Raw genomic sequence first — 20,008 nt, 5'->3', positions numbered from 1 at the left:
GCACAACGCGCTTGGTGGGTCACGGCGTTGCGCCGTTTGTGCGGACCAGGTCGAGCAGTTGCGCGACCGTCAACCATGGACGCTTGCAGTGCACCATTCGGTGACAGTTAGAGCACAGCAATATCAAGTCGCCGGGCATCGTCTCCGTGACTCCAGACTGTGACAATGGGGTTCTGTGGTGACACTCTATGAACCCTTCGCCGCGGAGGCCGTAGAATTTTGAGAAGTCAAACCGGCACGCTTCACAGGCCACGAAGCCGTACTTCTTCTTGAAGGCTTTGATCGTCCGATTGCGCAACGCAGGTTTGCGCTCGTATCGGAGAGAACGCTGCTCGAGAAGCCGACCTTCTTGAGCGCCGGACTCGACATCGACTTCGTCCTTTCTTGCGGCCGTGATATCGAGGGTTTCTCCGTCGACGATTGCCGCACGCAGGGCCATAGCCTCCTCGTGCAATGCCTGCGGGTTTGCCATAAACTCCGCCAGCACTAAACGATCCAACTTGCCACCGCGAGTCGGCCGTCCTTTGTGGTCCGGGTGCTGCGTGGCGATGTCGGAGGTCTTGCGGCCCACGCTATTCGGGCTTCGGAAGTTGGTTTCTCGACGCTCAAGCGTGCTGGCCCAATAGCGTCTCAAAAGGGCCGACAGTTCTATGACTTGCGGATACTCGGCCCGCAATTCGTGCCAGTCATTTGCCCAGACAAGGTCGCACGCAAGTACGAGTTCGTCGCGCGTCCAATCCACGGTTTGGACGATGAACTCGAATCCAAGACGATCGCGCAGGTGTCGCGCTACCGACGCTTCTCCGCCAGTGAAGTCATCCGTCGTCCAGCGTGACTCGCCCGCTATCTCGCCGTGCGCATAGCCGGCGATCGCCTTCGAGTCGTAGAATTTTCCGTTGTGGTAAACGAAGTACGATAAGGCTTTACCAAACCGGTATTTCGCGAGGAACTCTTCGCGACCGAGGCGATCGAACTCCTCGATGGCTGCAAGGACGCCATGGCGCGTGATGCCCGATAGTGCCACGCGGTCAGGGTACGCGCCCGCAGCGAGTTCGTCAGACCTGACCCGTGTGCTGCCTGCACTTACTGCGGAATTCGCCTTTCTGAATCAAGGCGCTGCGCAAACGCGGCGCAGGCCGACCGGCTCGGTATGCCGCGCTCTGGACCTCCGGCCCGCCGCGGCGCAGGCCGACCGGCCGCACTTGGCTGGTGCCGTGACGATCGCGAGTTTCGGCGATGTCCTGCCGGCGAGGGGCGATCGCTGCCGCACCGCTTCGCGGCTTTGCCCCGAGTTGTCGGAAGACCGCCGTCGAGATCCACGAGGACTGGGCCGTGACGGCATCCCCGACGCCGGGATCGTCTAACGACGCCCGCCCGACCTCACTCATGCAGATGACCACCGTTGCGAGCGGCCACCTCGATGGCCGGTCGGATAGCGTGCGGCCGAACGCGGGCCACTGGTCTACCCAGGCACCCATCGCGAGCCCCAGAACGCCCAACGGTGTGTCGACCTCACCGAGCAACGCTCCCACGACGCGATCATCCTGGCCTTTCTCGACGGGAGGAGCCGTACGAGTACATCGACGCGCGGAGCACCCGCCTGCGACCACACGCCCGTTGCTACAGTCCGGTCGTTGCTGTGGAAGCATTTCCGCAGGTGAGATTGTGGGCGCGGCAAGGTTCGAACTTGCGACCCCCCGCTTGTAAGGTCCAGCACGGTCCGGCACCTCGTGCAGCCGATCTGCTGGCGGCGGGTCTGGCGATCCGGGCTTGTGCCAAGCGGTCTCTCGCCGTTGCTACAAGCGCCGCTACACGTGACCGCCCGTGGATTCGAACCCGTGAACCTTGACGACGGATTTACAGAGCGAGCGTGCAACCGGCTCTAATTTGCGGCCTTGCGCGGCGAGGGCTGACTCTCCTTCGCGCCGACTACCTGGTTGCGATCGTCCGGGTGTCGAGCGTGAAGGCGAACGGCTCGTCGGAGGTCAGCACCTCGCCGCTCTTCGCGACGGCGTGCTCCACGTAGTGCTCGCCGTCGAGGCGGAACAACCGCAGCCCCACCTGGCCGCGCTCCTGCTCTATGAGCAGGTACCAGCCGATCCGCGCGGCCGCGTACAGCTGCATCTTCACGAGACGGTCAGATGCCGCGTTGCCGGGCGATACGACCTCGCCGACCAGGGCGACCTCGGCCGCCTCGACGACCACACCCTCGTCGTCGGTGTCGGCGACGACGAGATCAGGGATGGCGATCCGACCAGAAGCCAGCCGCAGGTTGACGGCCTCGAAGACCCACAACCCAGCCGCGGACGTCGCCTCATCCAGTGCGTTGGCCAGACGGCGGGACAGGTGCTGGTGGCGCTTGCTCGGTGCCGGGCTCACGAGCAGGCTCCCATCGAGCAGTTCGATCCGGTCTGTGGTCTCGCCGAGAGCAAAGTAGTCGTCTTCGCTCCACGGACCGACGTGGTCGACGACCTGAACGCTCATCGGCCTACACCTCCCATGGCTCGGACCACTTCACGCTTCTGCTGAGCCTAGCGAGCCGGACGCCATCGTGTCGCCCGACATCGCCCCGATGAATGCCCGCCTGCGACGAAACGCCCGTTGCTACAGTCCTTTTGCTGCCGTGGCAACATTTCCGCAGGTGAAATGGTGGGCGCGGCAAGGTTCGAACTTGCGACCCCCCGCTTGTAAGGCGGGTGCTCTTCCGCTGAGCTACGCGCCCGCGCCGCTAGGCACGATCGCCACATGCTACCCGTGAACGTCGATCTTGGACTCCGGCACCTCGCAAACCACCGGAGCCCAAGATCAAGAAAAGGCGAGGGCGGCGTCCCACACACCGGGGTCGCGGGGTTCGCCGGGGCCGTTCATCGCCGCGAATTGGATCAGCCCGGACCGGTCGACGAGGAACGTGCCGCGGTTGGCGGCGCCGATCTTCTCGTTGAAGACCCCGTATGCCCGGGCCACCTCGCCGTGCGGCCAGAAATCCGACAGCAGCGGGAAATCGTAGCCCTCCCGCTCGGCCCACACCTTGTGCGCGTACACCGAATCCACGCTGATCGTGAGGATCTTGGCCGACAGCGGCCGGTGGTCACGCAGCCACGCCAGTTCGCCCTGGCAGATGCCGGTGAAGGCGAACGGGTAGAAGACCAGAAGCGCGGGAAGCGAGCGGGAAAGGCTGACTTCCTGGTTGTTCTGGTCGCGCAGCGCAAAGTCGGGAGCGAGAGAACCGATCACCGCCGTGAACTGGCCGCCCGACGTGCCACCAGCCGGGCACCGGTCCAGTCCTTGCCGGCGTTGATGGTGGACGTCTGTTGCAGCCCGGCCGTCGGCGCCGACTCGTTGACCTCGCTCGGTTCGACGTGGCCGGGGCGGCCCGACTTGGGCGTCAGCAGCCACACGACACCGCTGTCGGCCAGCGGCCCCAGGGCGTCGACCAGCGTGTCGACCAGGTCGCCATCGCCGTCGCGCCACCACAGCAGCACCGTGTCGACAACTTCGTCGGTGTCCTCGTCGACCAGCTCCCCGCAGCGGTCGATCAGGGCGTCGCGGAGATCCTCGTCTACGTCGTCGTCGTAGCCCATCTCCATAACGACCATGCCCGGCTCAATCCCGAACCGGTCCGCCAGGCTTCGTCCCTCGGCCTGGCCCGCGGTCGCGTTCACCGTGTCTTGCCTCCTGTCTCAAGAAAAATGCCAAAAGCAGTATCCACGCTGTTGGCGGCCAGTCCACACAGTACGGCCGCATAGCGCAATCCACAGGGCGGACATTACCGCGCCAGGAGCGACCGGACGCCCTGCACGATCTGCTCCTCGGACACCAGTACGTGCCGTGCGGCCGGGCCGAGGGGGATGAACGAATCGACGGCGGCCACCCGCCGGGCCACCCCGACGTACCCGGCGTCTACCAGGGCCGCGATCACGCCCTCGCCGACCCCGCCGGACCGCCGGGTCTCGTCGACGACCAGCACCCGTCCGGTGGCGGCCGACTCGCGGATGATGTCGGCGACCGGCAGCGGGCCGATCCACCGCAGGTCGAGCACCCGGCAGCCGATGCCCTCCTCGGCCAGCCGGGCGGCGGCCCGCAGCGACAGCCGCACCCCGTTCCCGAACGTGATGATCGTGACGTCGTCGGAGGACCCGGCAGCCGGATAGACCCGGGCCCGCCCGATCGGCACGTGCCGGGTGGTCCACTCGCCGGGCGGGTCGTACTCGCCGCGCCAGAGCCCGTCGCCGTCCTCGTAGAGGTCCTTCAGGTCGTAGAGCGCGATCGGTTCCAGGAACACGCACACGCTGCCGTCGACCTGGGCCGCGGCGATGCAGGTGCGCAGCATCGGCCCGGCGTCCTCGGCCCGGGCCGGCACCGCGATCACCAGCCCGGGGATGTCGCGGAGCGCGGCCACCGCGTTGTCGTTCCCCGACGGCCCGCCGTAACCGAGGCCCGCGATGCGCAGCACCAGCGGGTTGCGGAACGCGCCGACCGAGAGGAACTGCATGGTCGCGGCCTCGCCACGCACCTGGTCGAGAGCGCTGTGCACGTAGGACAGATACCGGATCTCCGGCACCGGCAGCAGCCCGCCCAGGCCGGCGCCGATGCCCAGCCCGATGATCGACGTCTCGTCGAGCAGCGTGTCGAACACGCGGCGCGCTCCGAACCGGTCCCGAAGATCTTTCGTGACCCCGTGGACGCCGCCCTTCAGCGCGACGTCCGCGCCGAACACGACCGTGCCGGGCGACGAGATGAGCGCGTCGGCGAGCGTCGCGTTGATGGTCTGCGCGAGCGTCAGCCCGCCGGCCTGCTCGGGCAGCTTGCCGGCGGTGCCGCGGGCCCGGTCCTCGCCGGCGCCCTCCAGCACCTGCGCGGCCGCGCCGATGGCCCGGGCCACCCGCACCGGCCGGCGTGGGGCCAGCGGCGCGGTGATCTCGGCGGCGCTGGCCAGCTTCGGCTCGGCGAGCACCTCCTCGGCGACGCGGCGCACCTCCCAGCCCACCTCGTCGTACTGGGCAACCAGCTCGGTCGGGGTGGCCACACCGGCGTCCACCAGCATTTTCGCGGTCGCGACCAGCGGGTCGCGGCCGACGTCGGCGGCGATCTGCGCCGGGGTCCGGTAGACGCTCTCGTCGTCGGCGCCGTCGTGGCCCATCAGGCGCACCGTCGTCAGCCGCAGCACGGCCGGGCGGCGTTCGGTGCGCACGAACGCGGCGGCCTCGGCGGCGGCGTCGTAGGCGGCGGCGAGGTCGCAGCCGTCGGCCTCGAAGTACGTGAGCCCGATTCGCGACCGGAGCATCGCCGGCACCCAGCCCTCCGGCGAGGCCACGCTGACGCCCAGCCCGTTGTCTTCGCACACGAACAGCAGCGGCAGTTTCTCGCCGCGGTGGTCGAACCAGCCGGCGGTGTTGAAGGCCGCGGTCGCGGTGGCGTGGTTCACCGCGGCGTCGCCGAACGAACACACGACGATCGCCTCGGGCGCATAGCGTCCGCGCTGGTCGATGTCGTCGGCGGGCGTCGCGCCATCGGCGGATTTTTCGGGACGCACGTGAGCATGGCCGTTCGCCTCGATCGCGTACGCCAGCCCGACGGCGCGCGGCAGGTGCGCGGCGGCCGTGGTGGTCGTGGGGATGATCCGCAGGTCGGCGTTGCCGAACACCTTCTGCCGGCCGCCGGCGATCGGCTCGTTGGCCGAGGCGACCAGCCCGCGCAGCACGTCGCGCATCGGGTCGGTGCCGGGCACCTGGGCGGCGCGGGCGCAGTAGAACGCGCCCGACCGGTGGTGCAGCAGCGCCGGGTCGGCCGGCGACACCGCCGCCGCGACCGCGGCGTTGCCCTCGTGACCGGCCGAGCCGATCGTGTGGAAGCCCTCGTCGAAACTGCGGAGCCAGCGGGCGGCCAGGTCGAGGTGCCGGCTGACGAGTTGGGCCTGGAACAGCTCGCGGGCGAGCGTGCCGGTGAGGCCCGACCCCTCGCGAACCGGCTCGTCGGGGTCGGCCGGAGACTCGGTCGGCCGCAACTGGGCCAGTTCGGCGTGGAACCGCTCGTCGAGATCCTGCGGTGTCGTCACGCGTGACAGCATCTCCGAAAACGGCGTCCCCCTGCCAGCCTGACGCACGGTCAGTGTCTGTTTCGCAGCGCGGCGTACTCGTCCGAGGCAAGGAACACCGGCAGCAGGAGCTCCGCGGTGACGCCGAGATCGCGGCCGATCGCCTCGTCGGGGGTGAGGAACACCATCGCCTGACCCTCGCCGAGCACCACGTCGTCCTGGGTCGCGTCGGTGCCGGCCCAGTAGGCGTGGATCTCGACGGTGTTGTGGGCGTTGATCACCGACGGCCGGAAGTGGACGCCGTACGGGGTCAGCTCGGCGACCGCGAGGCCGGTCTCCTCCATCAGCTCCCGGTGGGCGGCCTGCATGGGCTCCTCGCCGGGCTCGATGGCGCCGCCGGGGAACGACCACTGGTTGGCCGCGACCCGGGCATTGGCGTCCCGGTGCTGCATCAGGACCCGCCCCTGCCGGTCGACCAGGAGCACCACCGCGACGCGTCGTTCGATCACGCCTCCATATGCTGCCGGATGGTGTCACCCCTGGAGAAACGACAGGCGGATCTGACGCGTCGGATTGTCTCCGTTCGGGTCGACGAGGCAGATCGACTGCCACGTTCCGAGCGCGATCCGGCCGTCGAGCACCGGCAGCGTGGCGTACGGCGCCACGAACGCCGGCATCACGTGGTCGCGGCCGTGGCCCGGTGACCCGTGCCGGTGCCGCCACCGGTCGTCGGCGGGGAGCACGTCGTCGAGCGCGGTGAGCAGGTCGTCGTCGCTGCCGGCGCCGGTCTCGATGATCGCCACGCCGGCGGTGGCGTGCGGCACGAACACGTGCAGCAGCCCGTCACCCTTTCCGGCGACGAACGACGCGGCCTCGCCGGTGATGTCGCGAACCGTCGGCTGCGACCCGGTGCGAACGGTGATGACCTCGGAGTCCATCCGCAGAGTCTGCCCGACCGGGTGGCGGTCCTCCTCCGGAGGCCGCCACCCGCCGGTGGGTCAGCCGCCGCCTCCGCCGCAGCCACCCCCGCCGCCACCACCGCAGCCGCTGCTTCCGCCCCCGCCGCAGCTGCTTCCCCCACCACAGCTGCTGCCGCCGCCGTCGCTGCCCGCACCGCACCCGCTGCCGGCCGCGTAGCCGCCCGCACCGCCGGCCGCGGCGCCGCCGGCGTACCTGCGCCGCCGGCCCGATCCCCGGCCGCCGCCACCGGCCGGCCCGCCCCGGGCCCGCCGCCGGCTGGACGCCGCCGCGACGATCGCGAAGAACACGACGGAGATCAGGAAGCAGGCCGCGAATCCGACCAGCACATCCACGTTTTCGCTCATGTCAGCTCCCGCCTCCGCCGCAGCCCCCGCCGCCGCAACCACTGCCGCCGCCGCTGCCCGAGTCACCTGAACCACCAGAATCACCGGAACCACCCCAATCGCCGGAGTCTCCCCAGTCCGAGTCGTCGCCCCGCCGGCGGCGCTGCCGGGTGCGGCGGTAGATCGGTGTGCCGGCCGGCGGGCGCCGGAGCCGGCCCCACCGGCCGGTCACGAGCCCGATGAGTGCGACCAGCCCGAGGCACAGGAGCGCGCCGGCGATCCCGCCGGCGTCGAAGCCGGCATCCGCCAGCAATGTCGTGGTCTCAGCCATGCATAGACGCTAGGTATCGGCCCGCCTACGCGGCGGTCGATGCCGGGGAGCTTGGCCAAGACTTGAGCCCGGTGAGATCGGTGTGAAGAGCGAGTTACCGGCGGGTACCCGGTCGGCGCGGTGGTCGAGGTGACGGCGCCACCCCACACGGGGCAGGATGGGGTGAACAAGACAGGAACGCCATCTCGAGAAGGAACGCCTGTGGCCAGCGAACGCAAGCGCCCGGTGATCAGCGACGGCCTACCCAGCCAGCTGCCTGACATAGACCCGGAAGAGACCAACGAATGGGTCGAGTCGCTCGACGGTGTGATCGACGCCGCGGGTGCCAAGCGCGCCCGCTACATCATGCTGCGCCTGCTCGAACGGGCGCGGGAGCGCCAGGTGGGCGTCCCGCCGCTCACCACGACCGACTACATCAACACGATCCCGCCGGAGCGGGAGCCGTGGTTCCCGGGTGACGAGCACGTCGAGCGCCGCATCCGGGCGTACATCCGGTGGAACGCGGCGATGCTGGTGCACCGCGCGCAGCGTCCCGAGATCGGTGTCGGTGGTCACATCTCCACCTACGCCAGCGCGGCGAGCCTGTACGAGGTCGGCTACAACCACTTCTTCCGCGGCCGCAACCACCCCGGTGGCGGCGACCAGATCTTCTTCCAGGGGCACGCGAGCCCCGGCATGTACGCACGCGCGTACATGGAGGGCCGCCTGACCGAGGGACAGCTCGACGGGTTCCGGCAGGAGCTGTCGAGCACCACCGGCAGCCTGCCCAGCTACCCGCACCCGCGGCTGATGCCGGACTTCTGGGAGTTCCCGACGGTCTCGATGGGCCTCGGCGGCATCAACGCGATCCAGCAGGCCCGGTTCAACCGGTACCTGCACCACCGCGGCATCAAGGACACCAGCGAGCAGGCCGTGTGGGCGTTCCTCGGCGACGGCGAGATGGACGAGCCGGAGACGCTCGGCGCCATCGGCATCGCCGCCCGCGAGGAGCTCGACAACCTCACGTTCGTCATCAACTGCAACCTGCAGCGGCTCGACGGTCCGGTGCGCGGCAACGGCAAGGTGATCCAGGAGCTGGAGGCGTTCTTCCGGGGTGCCGGCTGGAACGTCATCAAGGTGATCTGGGGCCGGGAGTGGGACCCGCTGCTCGCCGCCGACACCGACGGCGCGCTGGTGAACCTGATGAACGTCACCCCCGACGGCGACTACCAGACGTACAAGGCCGAGTCGGGTGCCTACGTCCGCGAGCACTTCTTCGGCCGCGACCCGCGCACCCGCAAGATGGTCGAGTCGCTCTCCGACGACGAGATCTGGAACCTCAAGCGGGGCGGCCACGACTACCGCAAGGTGTACGCGGCCTACCAGGCGGCCACCGAGCACACCGGCCAGCCGACCGTGATCCTGGCCAAGACCATCAAGGGCTGGACGCTCGGCTCGCACTTCGAGGGCCGCAACGCCACGCACCAGATGAAGAAGCTCACGCCGGCCGACCTGAAGGAGTTCCGCGACCGGCTGTACCTGGAGATCCCCGACAAGGCGCTCGAGGACAACCCGTACCTGCCGCCGTACTTCCACCCGGGCCGGAACAGCGCCGAGATGGAGTACCTGCACGAGCGCCGCCGCCAGTTGGGCGGGTTCGTGCCCGATCGCAGCACCACGGTCGTCCCCTTGAACCTGCCGCCGGCCGACGCCTACAAGGATCTCAAGAAGGGCTCGGGCAAGAACAAGATCGCCTCGACGCAGGCGGTGGTCCGGCTCATCAAGGACCTGATGAAGAACAAGGAGACCGGCAACCGCTGGGTGCCGATCATCCCCGACGAGGCGCGCACGTTCGGCATGGACGCGATGTTCCCGACGGCGAAGATCTACTCGCCGCACGGGCAGAACTACACGCCGGTCGACCGGGAACTGTTCCTGTCGTACAAGGAGTCGACCAAGGGTCAGATCCTGCACGAGGGCATCAACGAGGTCGGCTCGGTGGCCAGCTTCACCGCCGCGGGCACGAGCTACTCCACCCACGGCGAGCCGATGATCCCGGTCTACATCTTCTATTCGATGTTCGGGTTCCAGCGCACCGCCGACGGCCTGTGGGCCGCCGCCGACCAGATGGCCCGGGGCTTCCTCCTCGGCGCCACCGCCGGCCGCACCACGCTGAACGGCGAGGGGCTCCAGCACGAAGACGGGCACTCGCTGCTCATCGCGGCGACGAACCCGGCCGTGGTGGCGTACGACCCGGCGTTCGCGTTCGAGATCGCGTACATCGTGGAGGACGCGCTCAAGCGCATGTACGGCGAGCGGCCGGAGAACATCTTCTACTACCTCACCGTCTACAACGAGCCGATCCACCAGCCGGCGCAGCCGGAGGACGTCGACGTCGACGGCCTGCTCAAGGGCCTGTACCGGTACTCGCCGGCCACCGCCGAGGGCCCGCGCCTGACGATCCTCGCGTCGGGCACCGGCATGCAGTGGGCGCTCAAGGCGCAGAAGCTCCTCGCCGAGGAGTGGGACGTGGCCGCCGACGTGTGGTCGGCCACCTCCTGGACGGAACTGCGCCGCGACGCGGTGCAGACCGAGGAGTGGAACCTCATGCACCCCGACCAGGAGGCGCGCCTGCCGTACATCACGAAGGCGCTGTCGGAGTCGGCCGGGCCGGTCGTCGCGGTCAGCGACTTCATGCGGGCGGTACCCGACCTGATCTCCCGCTGGGTACCGGGCCCGTACACGAGCCTCGGCACCGACGGCTTCGGCATGAGCGACACGCGGCACGCGCTACGGCGGCACTTCCACGTCGACGCCGAGACGATCGTGGTGGCGGCGCTGCGGCAGCTGGCCCGCAACGGCGACGTGCGGGCGAGCGCACCGGCCGAGGCGGCCAAGAAGTACGCGATCGACGACGTCAACGCCGCGCCCGTCGGCGAAACCGGCGGAGACACGTGACCGAGCACTTGTGCGAGGTCACCATTCGGCTCAGTGGAGTTGAGGCGCTCGCTTCGCGAGCACCTCAACTCCAAGGCCGCAGCTCGCGAAGCGAGCTGCGGCCGTGAGTTTGCCGATGCCGGCCTTTCCGCCGGGCTTCACCTGGGGCGTGTCCACCGCCTCGTACCAGATCGAGGGTGCCGTGGCCGAGGGGGGCCGCGGCACCTCCGTCTGGGACACGTTCGCGCACACGCCGGGCCGCACGCGGAACGGCGAGACCGGCGACGTCGCCTGCGACCACTACCACCGGTACGCCGCCGACGTGGACCTGATGGCCGACCTCGGTGTGGACGCGTACCGGTTCTCGGTGGCGTGGCCGCGCATCCAGCCCGACGGCGTCGGCCCGGCAAACCCCGACGGCCTCGACTTCTACGACCGGCTCGTCGACGCGCTCCGCGCGAAGGGCATCAAACCCCTGGTCACCCTGTTCCACTGGGACCTGCCGCAGGCCCTGGAGGACAAGGGCGGCTGGCTGAACCGCGACACGGCCACGCGGTTCGCCGAGTACGCGTCGCTGGTCGCCGGGAGGCTGGGCGACCGGGTCGAGCAGTGGATCACGCTGAACGAGCCGTTCATCGTCACCTCGCTCGGGCACGTGCTCGGCGTCCACGCTCCGGGACGCGCGGGCGTCGAGCACGCTCTGCCCGTCACCCATCATCTTTTGCTGGGCCACGGCCTGGCCACGGCCGCGATCCGCCGGCACTCGACGGCGGCCGTGAGCCTGGCGAACAACTACAGCCCGGCGTGGGCGGTCGGCCCCGACGGACGTCCGGAGACCGCGACCGACGACGACCGCGCCGCCGCCCAGCTCTACGACGTGTTCCACAACCGCCTCTACACCGACCCGCTGCTGCTCGGCGAGTACCCGCCCGGTGTCGAGACGCTCTCGCCGCTGGAGGGCCTGGTCCTCGACGGCGACATGGACACCATCTCGCAACCGCTCGACGCGCTGGGCGTCAACTACTACAACCCCACGGCGGTGCGCGCGCCGCAGCCGGGCGCCGACCTGCCGTTCGACCTCGCCCGGCTGGAGGGCTACGAGCGCACCGGCTTCGACTGGCCGGTGGTGCCGGCGGGCCTGCGCGAACTGCTGGTCGACCTGCTGCACCAGCGGTACGCGAACCTGCCGCCGCTGTGGATCACCGAGAGCGGCTGCGCGTATCCCCGGTCGCTCGACGACCAGGACCGGATCGCGTACCACGACGTGCACGTCCGGGCCGTGCAGGAGGCGATCGCCGCGGGGGTCGACGTGCGCGGCTACTGCGCCTGGTCGCTCATGGACAACTTCGAGTGGGCCGAGGGCTACAGCCAGCGGTTCGGCCTGGTCGACGTCGACTTCGACACCCTGGTGCGGACCCCGCGGGCGTCGTACCGCTGGTACCGCTCGCTGATCCGCGGTGAATGAACGGCGTCTGATCGGCTGGGCCAGGCGGGTGGGCGGCCGGGCCGCGTGCGGTGCCGCCGCCGTCCTGTCCTCCGCTTCGGGTGAGCTGGTCGTGCGGGCCGGCGACCTGGTCGCGAAGATGCACGACGCGCCGGTGCCGCACGACACGCTGCTGCTGGCCGACCGGCTCCGCGAGGTGTTCGTCCCGCCGCTCGCCGCGTCCGTCGTGGGCGGCCGCCCGGTGACGCTGTGGCCGCTCGGCGTCCCCGTCCGCGAGGCCGACCTGGATTCGCCGGGCCCGTGGGCGTCGGCCGGCACGCTGCTCGCCCGGTTGCACCGCGAGCCGGTTCCGCCCGGGGTCTTCGGGCCGTGCGACGCGCCGGTGCGCGTCGAGCGGGCACTGGGCCGGTTGGCGGCGACGCCGTCGTCTCCCGGCCGAAGGGCGAAAATCATCCGTGACGCGCTGAGCACGGTCGTCCTGCCCTCTGCGCCCGCCACCACCCTGGTGCACGGCGACTTCCACCTGGGTCAGGTGGTGCGCCTGGGCACCGGCCGCCGCCTGATCGACGTCGACGGCGTCGGTGTCGGCGACCCCGCCTGGGACCTGGCCCGGATGGCCGCCTGGTACCTGGCCGGCGTGATCCCGCCCCACGCCTGGACCATGTTCCTCACCACCTACCGCGCCGCCGGCGGCCCCGCCGTGCCGCCCGCCGCCGACCCCTGGCCGATCCTCGACCCGTACGCCCGCCTCCTGACCATCCAGGCCGCCGCCCTCGCGGTCGCCAAGCAAGACCTCGACACCGCGGAAACGTTCGTCGCCGCCTGCCACCGCATGCGCTGATCCCCCCTCAGAAGTCGATCTTGCAGTTGTGGTGCCTCACAAAACCGGCCAATATCGGGCGATCCCGGCACCATAACTGCAAGATCAACGGGGAGGGGTCAGCGGAGGGTGGAGCGGTTTGTGGGTTGGAGGCGGAGGTGGTCGGTCTTCAGGGCGGGTTCGGAGGGCTGGGGTTTGAGGCCGGGGCGGGTCAGAACCACGAGGGCGTGGTCGTTTTCGCGTACCGGGAGGGCGGGGAAGGTGTTCTTTTCGTAGGCGGTCGACAGGGTGGCCAGGGCGCCGTCGATCGACGGGGTCGGTGGCCAGGGGTGGTCGCGGTAGAAGACAAAGATCTCCAGGTCGGACGGGGGTGGCGGGGTCGTCGGGCGGGGGCCCACCGGGAGCGACTCCGTGCGGAGGAGGAGGACGTCGTCCGAGTCGATCATGGTGGCGTTGGCCGCCGGGCCGTGTCGCTTCCACACCGGGCCGCCGTAGAAGGCGGCCAGCGCCGCCCGGCGGGCCTCCATGTCGTCGGGGTAGCCGCGCAGCCACACGAACATGTCGGGGCGGTCGAGGTCGCGGAACTGGCCGAGCACGGTCATCCCCAGGTCCTCCTGGGTCTCCACGAACTCGCGGTCGAACAGGTCGATCAGTTCGTCGCGTCGGCTCGGCTTCAGCACATACCGTCGCAGCTCAACGAGCATTCATGATCCTCTCCAGTAGGTCGGCGATCGACTGCCGGGCGAGCACCGCCCGGAACGCGTCGGTGGCCTCGTCGTAGACCTCGGTCAATACGGGCCGGATGCCGTGCCCGACGGGGCAGAGCAGGTTCGGCTCGCTGTGGTGCAGCGCGACCAGCGGTTCCGGTGCGACGGCCGCGTAGACGTCCAGCAGGGAGATCTCCGCGGGCGGCCGGGACAGGCGCCACCCGGCGCCGGTGCCGCGCCGAACCGACACGAGACCCGCCCGCTGCAGGTCGCCGAGGCTGCGCCGGATGATCACCGGATTCGTGTTGACGCTCGCCGCCACCTCCTCGGACGTGAGCACCTCGCGCCCCTGGTGATGGGCAAGTGCCAGCCACGCCAGCGCGTGCGCCGCGATCGTCACCCTGCTGTTCGCCGCCACTGTAACAGTCTCTGTTACAACGAGGGTCGGCGCAAGCGCCGAATGCGGTGGTAGAGCCACGCACGGTAATCGATTGGTGCCGCAGGTAGCGCGGACTCGGCGTCGGGCTCTAGGCTGCCGACCGGCAGCGAGTGCAGGGAGGCCAAGAGTGACGGTCGTCGACGCCAACCCCAGCGTATGGGAGGTGTTGGCGGGGCGTGCCCCCGGAACCCCGGTCGGCCCGGCCGACCCCGGGCTGTGGCGTGCCGTCAGCGACCGCCTGAACCCGGCCCGGGCGATGCCGCGCCTGCGCGACGGGCTCGAGGTGGCCGACCTGGTCAGCGCGCGCGGCGCCAGGTACGTGATGCTGCGCTCGCCGGACAGCCGCACGCCCTGTTACGTCCGGCTCACGCCGGAGGAGATGAAGCTCGCCGAGCTGATGGACGGCGACCTCTCGGTGGCCCGGCTGGTGGGCGAGTTCGCCCGCATCACCGGTCGCCTCGCTCCTGAGCAGGTCACCCGGGTCGTCGCCGACCTCGCCGGCAACCGCATGCTCGAGGAACTGCCGCTCGACGCGTTCCGGCCGCTGGAGCAGGTGCGTCGGGTGCCGCCGGCCGTGAAGATCGCCAGCACGGTTCTGGCGTTCGCCCGCGGCCGCCGGGTCGTGCTCGCCGGCATCGATCCGCTGGTCAGCGTCCTCTACAACCTCGGCGGGCGGCTCGTCTTCACCCGCGTGTTCGCCGCGATCCTCGGCGTGCTGGGCCTGGCCGGGCTCGGCGCGTTCTGCGTGCTGTGGTTCCGGGCCGACCAGTCGCTGTTCCTCGTCGGGGACTCGTACCTGCTCGGCGTCGTCGTCATGGTGCTGCTCAACGTGGTGGCGCTGGCGTGTCACGAACTCGGGCACGCGCTCGCCGTCAAGCATGCCGGTAGACGCGTGCCCGCGGCCGGGTTCCTGGTCTACTTCGGCATCCCGTCGGTGTTTGTCGACACCACCGACGTCTGGATGGCCGGCCGCAAGCAGCGGATCATCACCACCGCCGCCGGCCCGGCCGCCGGCCTCGTGCTCGCCGGCCTGATGTCGCTGGTCGGCCTCGCGATCCCGCCGCTCGCGCCGCTGGCGTTCAAGCTCGCGTTCGCCTGGTACCTGAACTCGCTGTTCAACCTGAACCCGTTCCTCCCGCTCGACGGCTACTACCTGCTGATGGACTGGCTGGAGGTCCCGAACCTGCGGGCCCGGGCGATGGCCTGGCTCGGCGCCCGGATGCGCCGCCGCCCGCCGGCGTTCGGCCAGCTCGACCGCGAGGGCCGCATCATCGCCCTCTACGGGATGCTGTCGATGGTGTGGCTGCTCATCGCGGTCAACCTGTTCTGGCGGTTGTACGTCGACCGGATCTCCGGCGCCGGCACCGGGCTGTGGCACGCCGGCCTCGGCGGCAAGCTCCTGCTCCTGATCATCGTGGTGATCCTCACCGCGCCCGTGCTCTACCTGCTCGCCGGCAAGGGCGCGCGGCTGTTCCGGTCGTGGCGGCGCAAGACCGCCGAGGCCAACCACAACAAGGACTTCCCGCAGCGGCTCGACGTGCTGCGCACGTCGGCTCTCGGCGGCCTCGGCGCCGACGCCCTCGCCGACCTCGCCTACGACGCCACCTGGGAGCGCCCGGTCGACGGCCGGCCGCTGATCGTCCGCGGTTCGGCGATGCCGCAGGTGTACGTGGTCGCGGCCGGGGTCGCGGAGGCGCGCCGGCCGGGCGACCCGGGCGGGGTGATCCGGCAGCGGGTCGGCACCGGCGGCGTGGTCGGCCTGGCCAACGTGATCACCGGCAACCCGTCGAGCCTGAACTGGTACGCGATCGGCGCCACGCTGCTGGCGATCCCGGCGACGGCGCTGATCAACGCGGTCGGCGAACTGCCGGCGCCGCCACCGGCCGAGCTCGCCGAACTCGAGGACCTGCTCGACGAGTCCCCGCAGTTCTCGACGCTGTCGGCGGAGGCCTACCTCGGCCTCACCGCGCGGGCCGAACCGGTGCCGCTGCGGCCCGGCGCGGCCGTCGTGCTGGAGGGGCCCGGCGACGCGGTGGTGGTCGCGTCCGGCACCCTCACCCGCTTCGACGGGCAGGAGATCCGCCGCGGCAACGTGCTCGGCCCGTTCGGGAACGAGGAACCCGGCGAGGCCGCGGTCGCCCGCACCCCGGCCCGGGTGTGGCTGCTGCCGCGCCTGGCGACGCTGACGCCGCTGCCCGGGTCCGACGCGCCGGTCTCCGGCACGGGTGCCGGCCGGGTGCCGCCGATCGCCGGCGTGCACGGCACGGGTGCCTATCCGCCGCTCACCGTCCCGCCCGGTCCGCCGCCGGCCGACCTCGACCCCGAGGTCGACGGCCGGTTCGAACGGCGGATGTGGTGGCTGGTCCTGATCTTCCTGCTGTTCGGCCTGCTGCTCACCGGCACGAACTTCTGGCCGGCGCCGGCCTGGGCCGAGATGCCGGACGACCGGGCGATGCTGACCGTCACCAACGGCAGCGCGCTGGTCACGGTCGACGGCGAGGAGTCCCGGCTGGACAAGAACGCCGATCGCTACATCGGCGCCGGCGCCCGCATCGCCACCACGAAGGACTCGGCGGTCCGGCTGGTCTTCCGGGGCGGCGCGGCGAGCGTCCTGTGCGCCGACACCTCGGTGACGATCGGCGACCTGCTCAGCCCGCCCGGGCACCCGGTGGCGCCGACCGCGCTGCTGACCATCAACCGCGGCCGGTTGCTGACCGACACGTCCAGTTCGTCCGGTGCGTTCCGTCCGCTGACGATGACCGTCAACACGCAGGCCGGCCCCCTGGTGACCGCCGGCGCCGTGCGGCTGACCGTCGAGCCGGGTGCCGCACAGGTCGCGTCCGGCGTGGCGGCGCTGAACGGAACCAGCCTGCCGACCGGCGGGCCGGCACCGGCCTGCGGCGACGGCACGTCGCTGCCGGTCGGGTCGGACAAGAGCCGGGAGCAGCCGCCGGTGGCGGTCACCGACACGCCGTCGCTGCCGTCGCTGTCGCCGAGCGACTCGGCGTCCTCGTCGTCGGAGAGCGAGAGCGCGACGCCCACGACGACCCGCACGCCGCGGCCGGGCACCACGACCACGAACCCGGGCAACCCGCCGGTGCAGACCACGCCGCCGACGCAGCCGCCGACCTCGCCGACGCAGCCCACCGAGCCGCCGGTGAGCCAGTCGCCGACGTCGTCGAGCACCCCACCGGTCATCACGCGCGAGCCGACCGGCGAGCCGACGTTCACCGATCCGCCCGACTGATCGTCCAATGCGGATTCGGTCAAGACAGACGGTCGTGACCAAAACGACGAACGGATGCACCCGCGCGGGGGTCGACCAGCGCAGATAGCCCGGTTACGTTTGGGGCGATGCGTGTCGAGATGATCACTCAGCGGAGGCTTGGCGGGGAGCGTTCACCCGCCATACCTGCCGCGACTTGTGATCCGGACTCCGCATCGAGGTCCGCATCATGCGGGCGGCGGCCCGCTGCACCCACACCGGATCGGCCGGTTCCCAGGCGTACTCACCGGGCCGGGTCACCCAGCGCACCGCGCCGGTCGGCAGCGGGGTCGGCGGGGCCGGGATCCACGATCCGGCCCGGTGCAGCACCACGGCCGAGTTCCCGGCCAGCGCCGGCAGCAGGCCGGCGCCGCCCTGCACCAGGAACATCCACCGGTGCGCCTGTTTTCCGTTCGGCGCGACGGCCACCGGGCCGTGGACCTCCCGGGCCAGCTTCCGCCCGACCGGACCGGCCACCTCCAGGACGTCGAACGTGTGCCCGGTGGCGAGCAGCACGCCGTACTCGGACCGCTGCCACCAACCGGCGATCCGATCGGGGTCGAGCAGTGCCTGCCGCTCCCAGTCCGGCACCGCCGGGTGGCAGGTGACCGTCGGGCAGCCGATCTGGTCGCAGTCGAACCGGTCGCCGCTGAGGCGGGCGCCGGGGACGACCGGCCAGTCGTGATCGGCGTAGCGGTGGGCCGCCCGCCGGAGCCGTAATCGCTGGAACATGTGCCGAACCTCCGCGCGGAAAGTTTCGCAAGCCCGCGTCACTTTCGCCGGGCCGAGTCGTTTGACCGATCAAGGTTTCTGCAACTTGCACGAGCACTTGCACGAGCAAAACTAGAGCGCGGTACCAGACCCGACCGCACAGCGCGTGCGATGTAACGCCAACGGCGTCACCTGGCCGGCTTCGAGGGAACCAGGGGGTATCCACCGTGGACGAGCTGCCGATCGGCCGTCGCGTGGCGTACTGGCGCACCCGCCGGAAGATGTCACAGCAGGTGTTCGCCGATCGCCTCGGCAAGTCGAAGAGCTGGGTCGACAAGGTCGAGCGCGGGGTCCGCCGCCTCGACAAGTTCTCCGTCGTCTACGAGATCGCCGACGTGTTGCAGCTCGACGTGCAGCTCCTGCTCGGCAAGGATCCGCAGCGCCGGCCCGACAGCATCAACTGCATCGACCAGGTCGAGGTCGAGGAGATCCGCGCGGCGCTGGAGCGCTACGACCAGATCAGCGCGTTCTTCCACGCCCCGCCGGAGCCGCCCGCGCTGCCCGAGATGCGCAAGGCCGTCGGCCACGCGTGGCTGACGTACCAGCACGCCAAGTACGGGGTACTGGCCCGGGCGCTGCCCAAACTGCTGCGCGAGGCGCAGGCCGCCGACACCGCGCTCGCCAACACCGCCAGCTCGGCCGGCGCCGCCCACCTGCTCGGCGAGGTGTACCAGATCGCCTCGTCGGCGCTGCGGAAGCTGGGCGAGCACGAGCTGGCGTGGCTGGCCGGCGACCGGGGGATAGCGGTCGCCCAGCGCGCCGACGACCCGCTGCTCGCCGCGACCGCCACCTACCGCGTCGCGCTGTCGCTCATGTCGATGGGCCGCGCCCGGCCGGCGCTCGAGGTCAACGTCAACATCGCCAACCGGCTCGCGTCGGGGGGCGAGAGCGGCGAGGCGACCGAGCCGGAGCGGCTGAGCGTCTACGGCGCGCTGCTGCTGCAGGGCTCGATGGCCGCCGCCCGGATCGGCGACATGGCCACGGTGCGTGACCTGCTCGCCGGCGCCGACGACGCCGCCCGCCAGATCGGCGGCGACCAGAACCACTACTGGACGTCGTTCGGCCCCACGAACGTGCAACTGCACCGGGTCGCCACCGCGGTCGAGTTGGGCGAGGGGCGGCTCGCGGTGGACGTCCACGAAAATCTTGATGTGGAGGCGTTCTCCGCCCTCATGCCGGAGCGCCGCGCTCACCACTATCTCGACGTGGCCCGGGGATATGCCCTGGTGGGCGAGGTGTCCAAGGCCAGTGAGATGCTGCTGGAGGGTGATCGGCTCGCACCGTCGGAGATCCGGTGCCGGCCGCTCGCCCGGGAGGTTCTCAGCGACATCCTGCGCCGCACCCGGGGCGCACCCCCACCCCCGGTCGCGGAGTTGGCCGAGCACATGGGAGTTGGCGTATGACGGCTGCCGCGGGCGATACGCGGAAGCTGGTGCTGTACATCGTTGTTTGTGGTTCACCCGTCGCGCGCAGCGCTGCCGACGGCGTCCGGCTGGCCCTCGCGGACGGCTGGGAGGTCTGCGTGGTGGCGAGCCCCGACGGGCTCAAGTGGATCGACGTCCCCGCGCTCGCCGCGCTGACCGGGCACCCGGTGCGGCACCGCTACAAGTATCCGGGCGACCTCGACGTCCTGCCCGGGCCCGACGCGATCCTGGTGGCGCCGGCCACCGTCAACACCATCAACAAGTGGGCCGCCGGCATCGCCGACACGCTGGCGCTCGGGCTGATCGTCGAGGCGGTCGGCAACGGGCTGCCGATCGTCGCGATGCCGTTCACGAACGAGGCGATGGCGCGCCATCCGGCGTTCCCGCGCAGCGTCGACCTGCTCCGCGAGTGGGGCGTCACCGTGCTGTTCGAGCTTCCGTCGTTCGCGCCCGGCACGGGAGAGTCCTTTGTGGACGATTTCCCGTGGCGGATCGCCGTCGACGCGGTGAAGCAGCGGGCGTGGCGGTCCGAGAACGCCGATCACTGGTAGCC

At 70.6% G+C, this 20,008-nt stretch carries 19 protein-coding genes and 1 tRNA gene; 6 read left to right on the top strand and 14 right to left on the bottom strand.

Annotated features, from left to right (window positions below):
• Window positions 1-19: 19 nt before the first annotated feature.
• The 11 genes from Vau01_RS64630 to Vau01_RS16460 form a co-directional block, all read right to left on the bottom strand.
• Window positions 20-1,024: an HNH endonuclease gene (locus Vau01_RS64630; RefSeq protein ID WP_203993156.1), complete on the bottom strand. Its 1,005-nt coding sequence runs from the start codon at window positions 1,022-1,024 to the stop codon at window positions 20-22.
• Window positions 1,025-1,055: 31 nt separating this feature from the next.
• Window positions 1,056-1,532, bottom strand: coding sequence for a hypothetical protein (locus Vau01_RS16505; RefSeq protein WP_203993147.1), 477 nt, complete (start codon window positions 1,530-1,532; stop codon window positions 1,056-1,058).
• A gap of 397 nt (window positions 1,533-1,929) precedes the next feature.
• Window positions 1,930-2,484: a Uma2 family endonuclease gene (locus Vau01_RS16500; RefSeq protein WP_203993145.1), complete on the bottom strand. Its 555-nt coding sequence runs from the start codon at window positions 2,482-2,484 to the stop codon at window positions 1,930-1,932.
• Between the two features lie 163 nt (window positions 2,485-2,647).
• Window positions 2,648-2,722 (bottom strand) — tRNA-Val (locus Vau01_RS16495).
• An 83-nt stretch (window positions 2,723-2,805) separates the two neighbouring features.
• Window positions 2,806-3,234 carry a peroxiredoxin gene (locus Vau01_RS16490; protein WP_203993143.1) on the bottom strand — a complete coding sequence of 143 codons (429 nt, stop codon included), beginning with the start codon at window positions 3,232-3,234 and terminating at the stop codon, window positions 2,806-2,808.
• Window positions 3,231-3,662 carry a DUF3052 domain-containing protein gene (locus Vau01_RS16485; RefSeq protein ID WP_203928236.1) on the bottom strand — a complete coding sequence of 144 codons (432 nt, stop codon included), beginning with the start codon at window positions 3,660-3,662 and terminating at the stop codon, window positions 3,231-3,233. Before Vau01_RS16485 ends, Vau01_RS16490 begins: the two co-directional genes overlap by 4 nt.
• A gap of 104 nt (window positions 3,663-3,766) precedes the next feature.
• A complete protein-coding gene (locus Vau01_RS16480) occupies window positions 3,767-6,067 on the bottom strand; it encodes a thiamine pyrophosphate-dependent enzyme (RefSeq protein WP_203993141.1) in 2,301 nt (766 codons plus the stop codon).
• A 38-nt stretch (window positions 6,068-6,105) separates the two neighbouring features.
• Window positions 6,106-6,543 (bottom strand): NUDIX hydrolase, encoded by a 438-nt coding sequence (locus Vau01_RS16475; protein ID WP_203993139.1) that lies wholly within the window; start codon window positions 6,541-6,543, stop codon window positions 6,106-6,108.
• A gap of 24 nt (window positions 6,544-6,567) precedes the next feature.
• Window positions 6,568-6,972 carry a YjbQ family protein gene (locus tag Vau01_RS16470; RefSeq protein WP_203993137.1) on the bottom strand — a complete coding sequence of 135 codons (405 nt, stop codon included), beginning with the start codon at window positions 6,970-6,972 and terminating at the stop codon, window positions 6,568-6,570.
• A 60-nt stretch (window positions 6,973-7,032) separates the two neighbouring features.
• The gene (locus Vau01_RS16465; protein WP_203993135.1) at window positions 7,033-7,359 is read right to left on the bottom strand and encodes a hypothetical protein; all 327 of its coding nucleotides are present in this window, start codon (window positions 7,357-7,359) and stop codon (window positions 7,033-7,035) included.
• Between the two features lies 1 nt (window position 7,360).
• The gene (locus tag Vau01_RS16460) at window positions 7,361-7,669 is read right to left on the bottom strand and encodes a hypothetical protein (protein WP_203993132.1); all 309 of its coding nucleotides are present in this window, start codon (window positions 7,667-7,669) and stop codon (window positions 7,361-7,363) included.
• 201 nt (window positions 7,670-7,870) lie between these two features.
• On the opposite strand from Vau01_RS16460, the gene aceE reads away from it, so the two are divergent.
• From aceE to Vau01_RS16445, 3 genes are all read left to right on the top strand, one after another.
• Window positions 7,871-10,606 (top strand): pyruvate dehydrogenase (acetyl-transferring), homodimeric type, encoded by a 2,736-nt coding sequence (gene aceE / locus Vau01_RS16455; protein ID WP_203993130.1) that lies wholly within the window; start codon window positions 7,871-7,873, stop codon window positions 10,604-10,606.
• 115 nt (window positions 10,607-10,721) lie between these two features.
• A complete protein-coding gene (locus Vau01_RS16450; protein WP_203993463.1) occupies window positions 10,722-12,050 on the top strand; it encodes a GH1 family beta-glucosidase in 1,329 nt (442 codons plus the stop codon).
• Window positions 12,043-12,870, top strand: coding sequence for a phosphotransferase family protein (locus Vau01_RS16445; RefSeq protein WP_203993127.1), 828 nt, complete (start codon window positions 12,043-12,045; stop codon window positions 12,868-12,870). The genes Vau01_RS16450 and Vau01_RS16445 overlap by 8 nt, the downstream gene beginning before the upstream one ends.
• A 98-nt stretch (window positions 12,871-12,968) precedes the next feature.
• Here Vau01_RS16445 and Vau01_RS16440 read toward each other — a convergent pair whose 3' ends face one another.
• Together Vau01_RS16440 and Vau01_RS16435 are read right to left on the bottom strand one after the other, a co-directional pair.
• Entirely contained in the window at window positions 12,969-13,553 is a 585-nt protein-coding gene (locus tag Vau01_RS16440) for an NIPSNAP family protein (RefSeq protein WP_203993125.1), read from the bottom strand.
• A complete protein-coding gene (locus tag Vau01_RS16435) occupies window positions 13,543-13,974 on the bottom strand; it encodes an Rrf2 family transcriptional regulator (RefSeq protein WP_203993122.1) in 432 nt (143 codons plus the stop codon). The genes Vau01_RS16440 and Vau01_RS16435 overlap by 11 nt, the downstream gene beginning before the upstream one ends.
• Before the next feature lie 148 nt (window positions 13,975-14,122).
• On the opposite strand from Vau01_RS16435, the gene Vau01_RS16430 reads away from it, so the two are divergent.
• A complete protein-coding gene (locus tag Vau01_RS16430; RefSeq protein ID WP_203993120.1) occupies window positions 14,123-17,242 on the top strand; it encodes a cyclic nucleotide-binding protein in 3,120 nt (1,039 codons plus the stop codon).
• A gap of 123 nt (window positions 17,243-17,365) precedes the next feature.
• Here the strand turns inward: Vau01_RS16430 and Vau01_RS16425 are convergent, their stop codons facing one another.
• Complete coding sequence (locus tag Vau01_RS16425) at window positions 17,366-17,992, bottom strand: bifunctional DNA primase/polymerase (protein ID WP_203993117.1); 627 nt, start codon at window positions 17,990-17,992, stop codon at window positions 17,366-17,368.
• Between the two features lie 206 nt (window positions 17,993-18,198).
• On the opposite strand from Vau01_RS16425, the gene Vau01_RS16420 reads away from it, so the two are divergent.
• Window positions 18,199-19,434 (top strand): helix-turn-helix domain-containing protein, encoded by a 1,236-nt coding sequence (locus tag Vau01_RS16420; protein ID WP_203993115.1) that lies wholly within the window; start codon window positions 18,199-18,201, stop codon window positions 19,432-19,434.
• Window positions 19,431-20,006 carry a flavoprotein gene (locus Vau01_RS16415; protein ID WP_203993113.1) on the top strand — a complete coding sequence of 192 codons (576 nt, stop codon included), beginning with the start codon at window positions 19,431-19,433 and terminating at the stop codon, window positions 20,004-20,006. Before Vau01_RS16420 ends, Vau01_RS16415 begins: the two co-directional genes overlap by 4 nt.
• Window positions 20,007-20,008 lie beyond the last annotated feature (2 nt).

Origin of the sequence: Virgisporangium aurantiacum (genome assembly GCF_016863635.1) — a bacterium.
Taxonomy (GTDB): domain Bacteria; phylum Actinomycetota; class Actinomycetes; order Mycobacteriales; family Micromonosporaceae; genus Virgisporangium; species Virgisporangium aurantiacum.
Note: the sequence above shows the minus strand (reverse complement) of the source record. Positions and strands in the feature narration are given on the sequence as shown.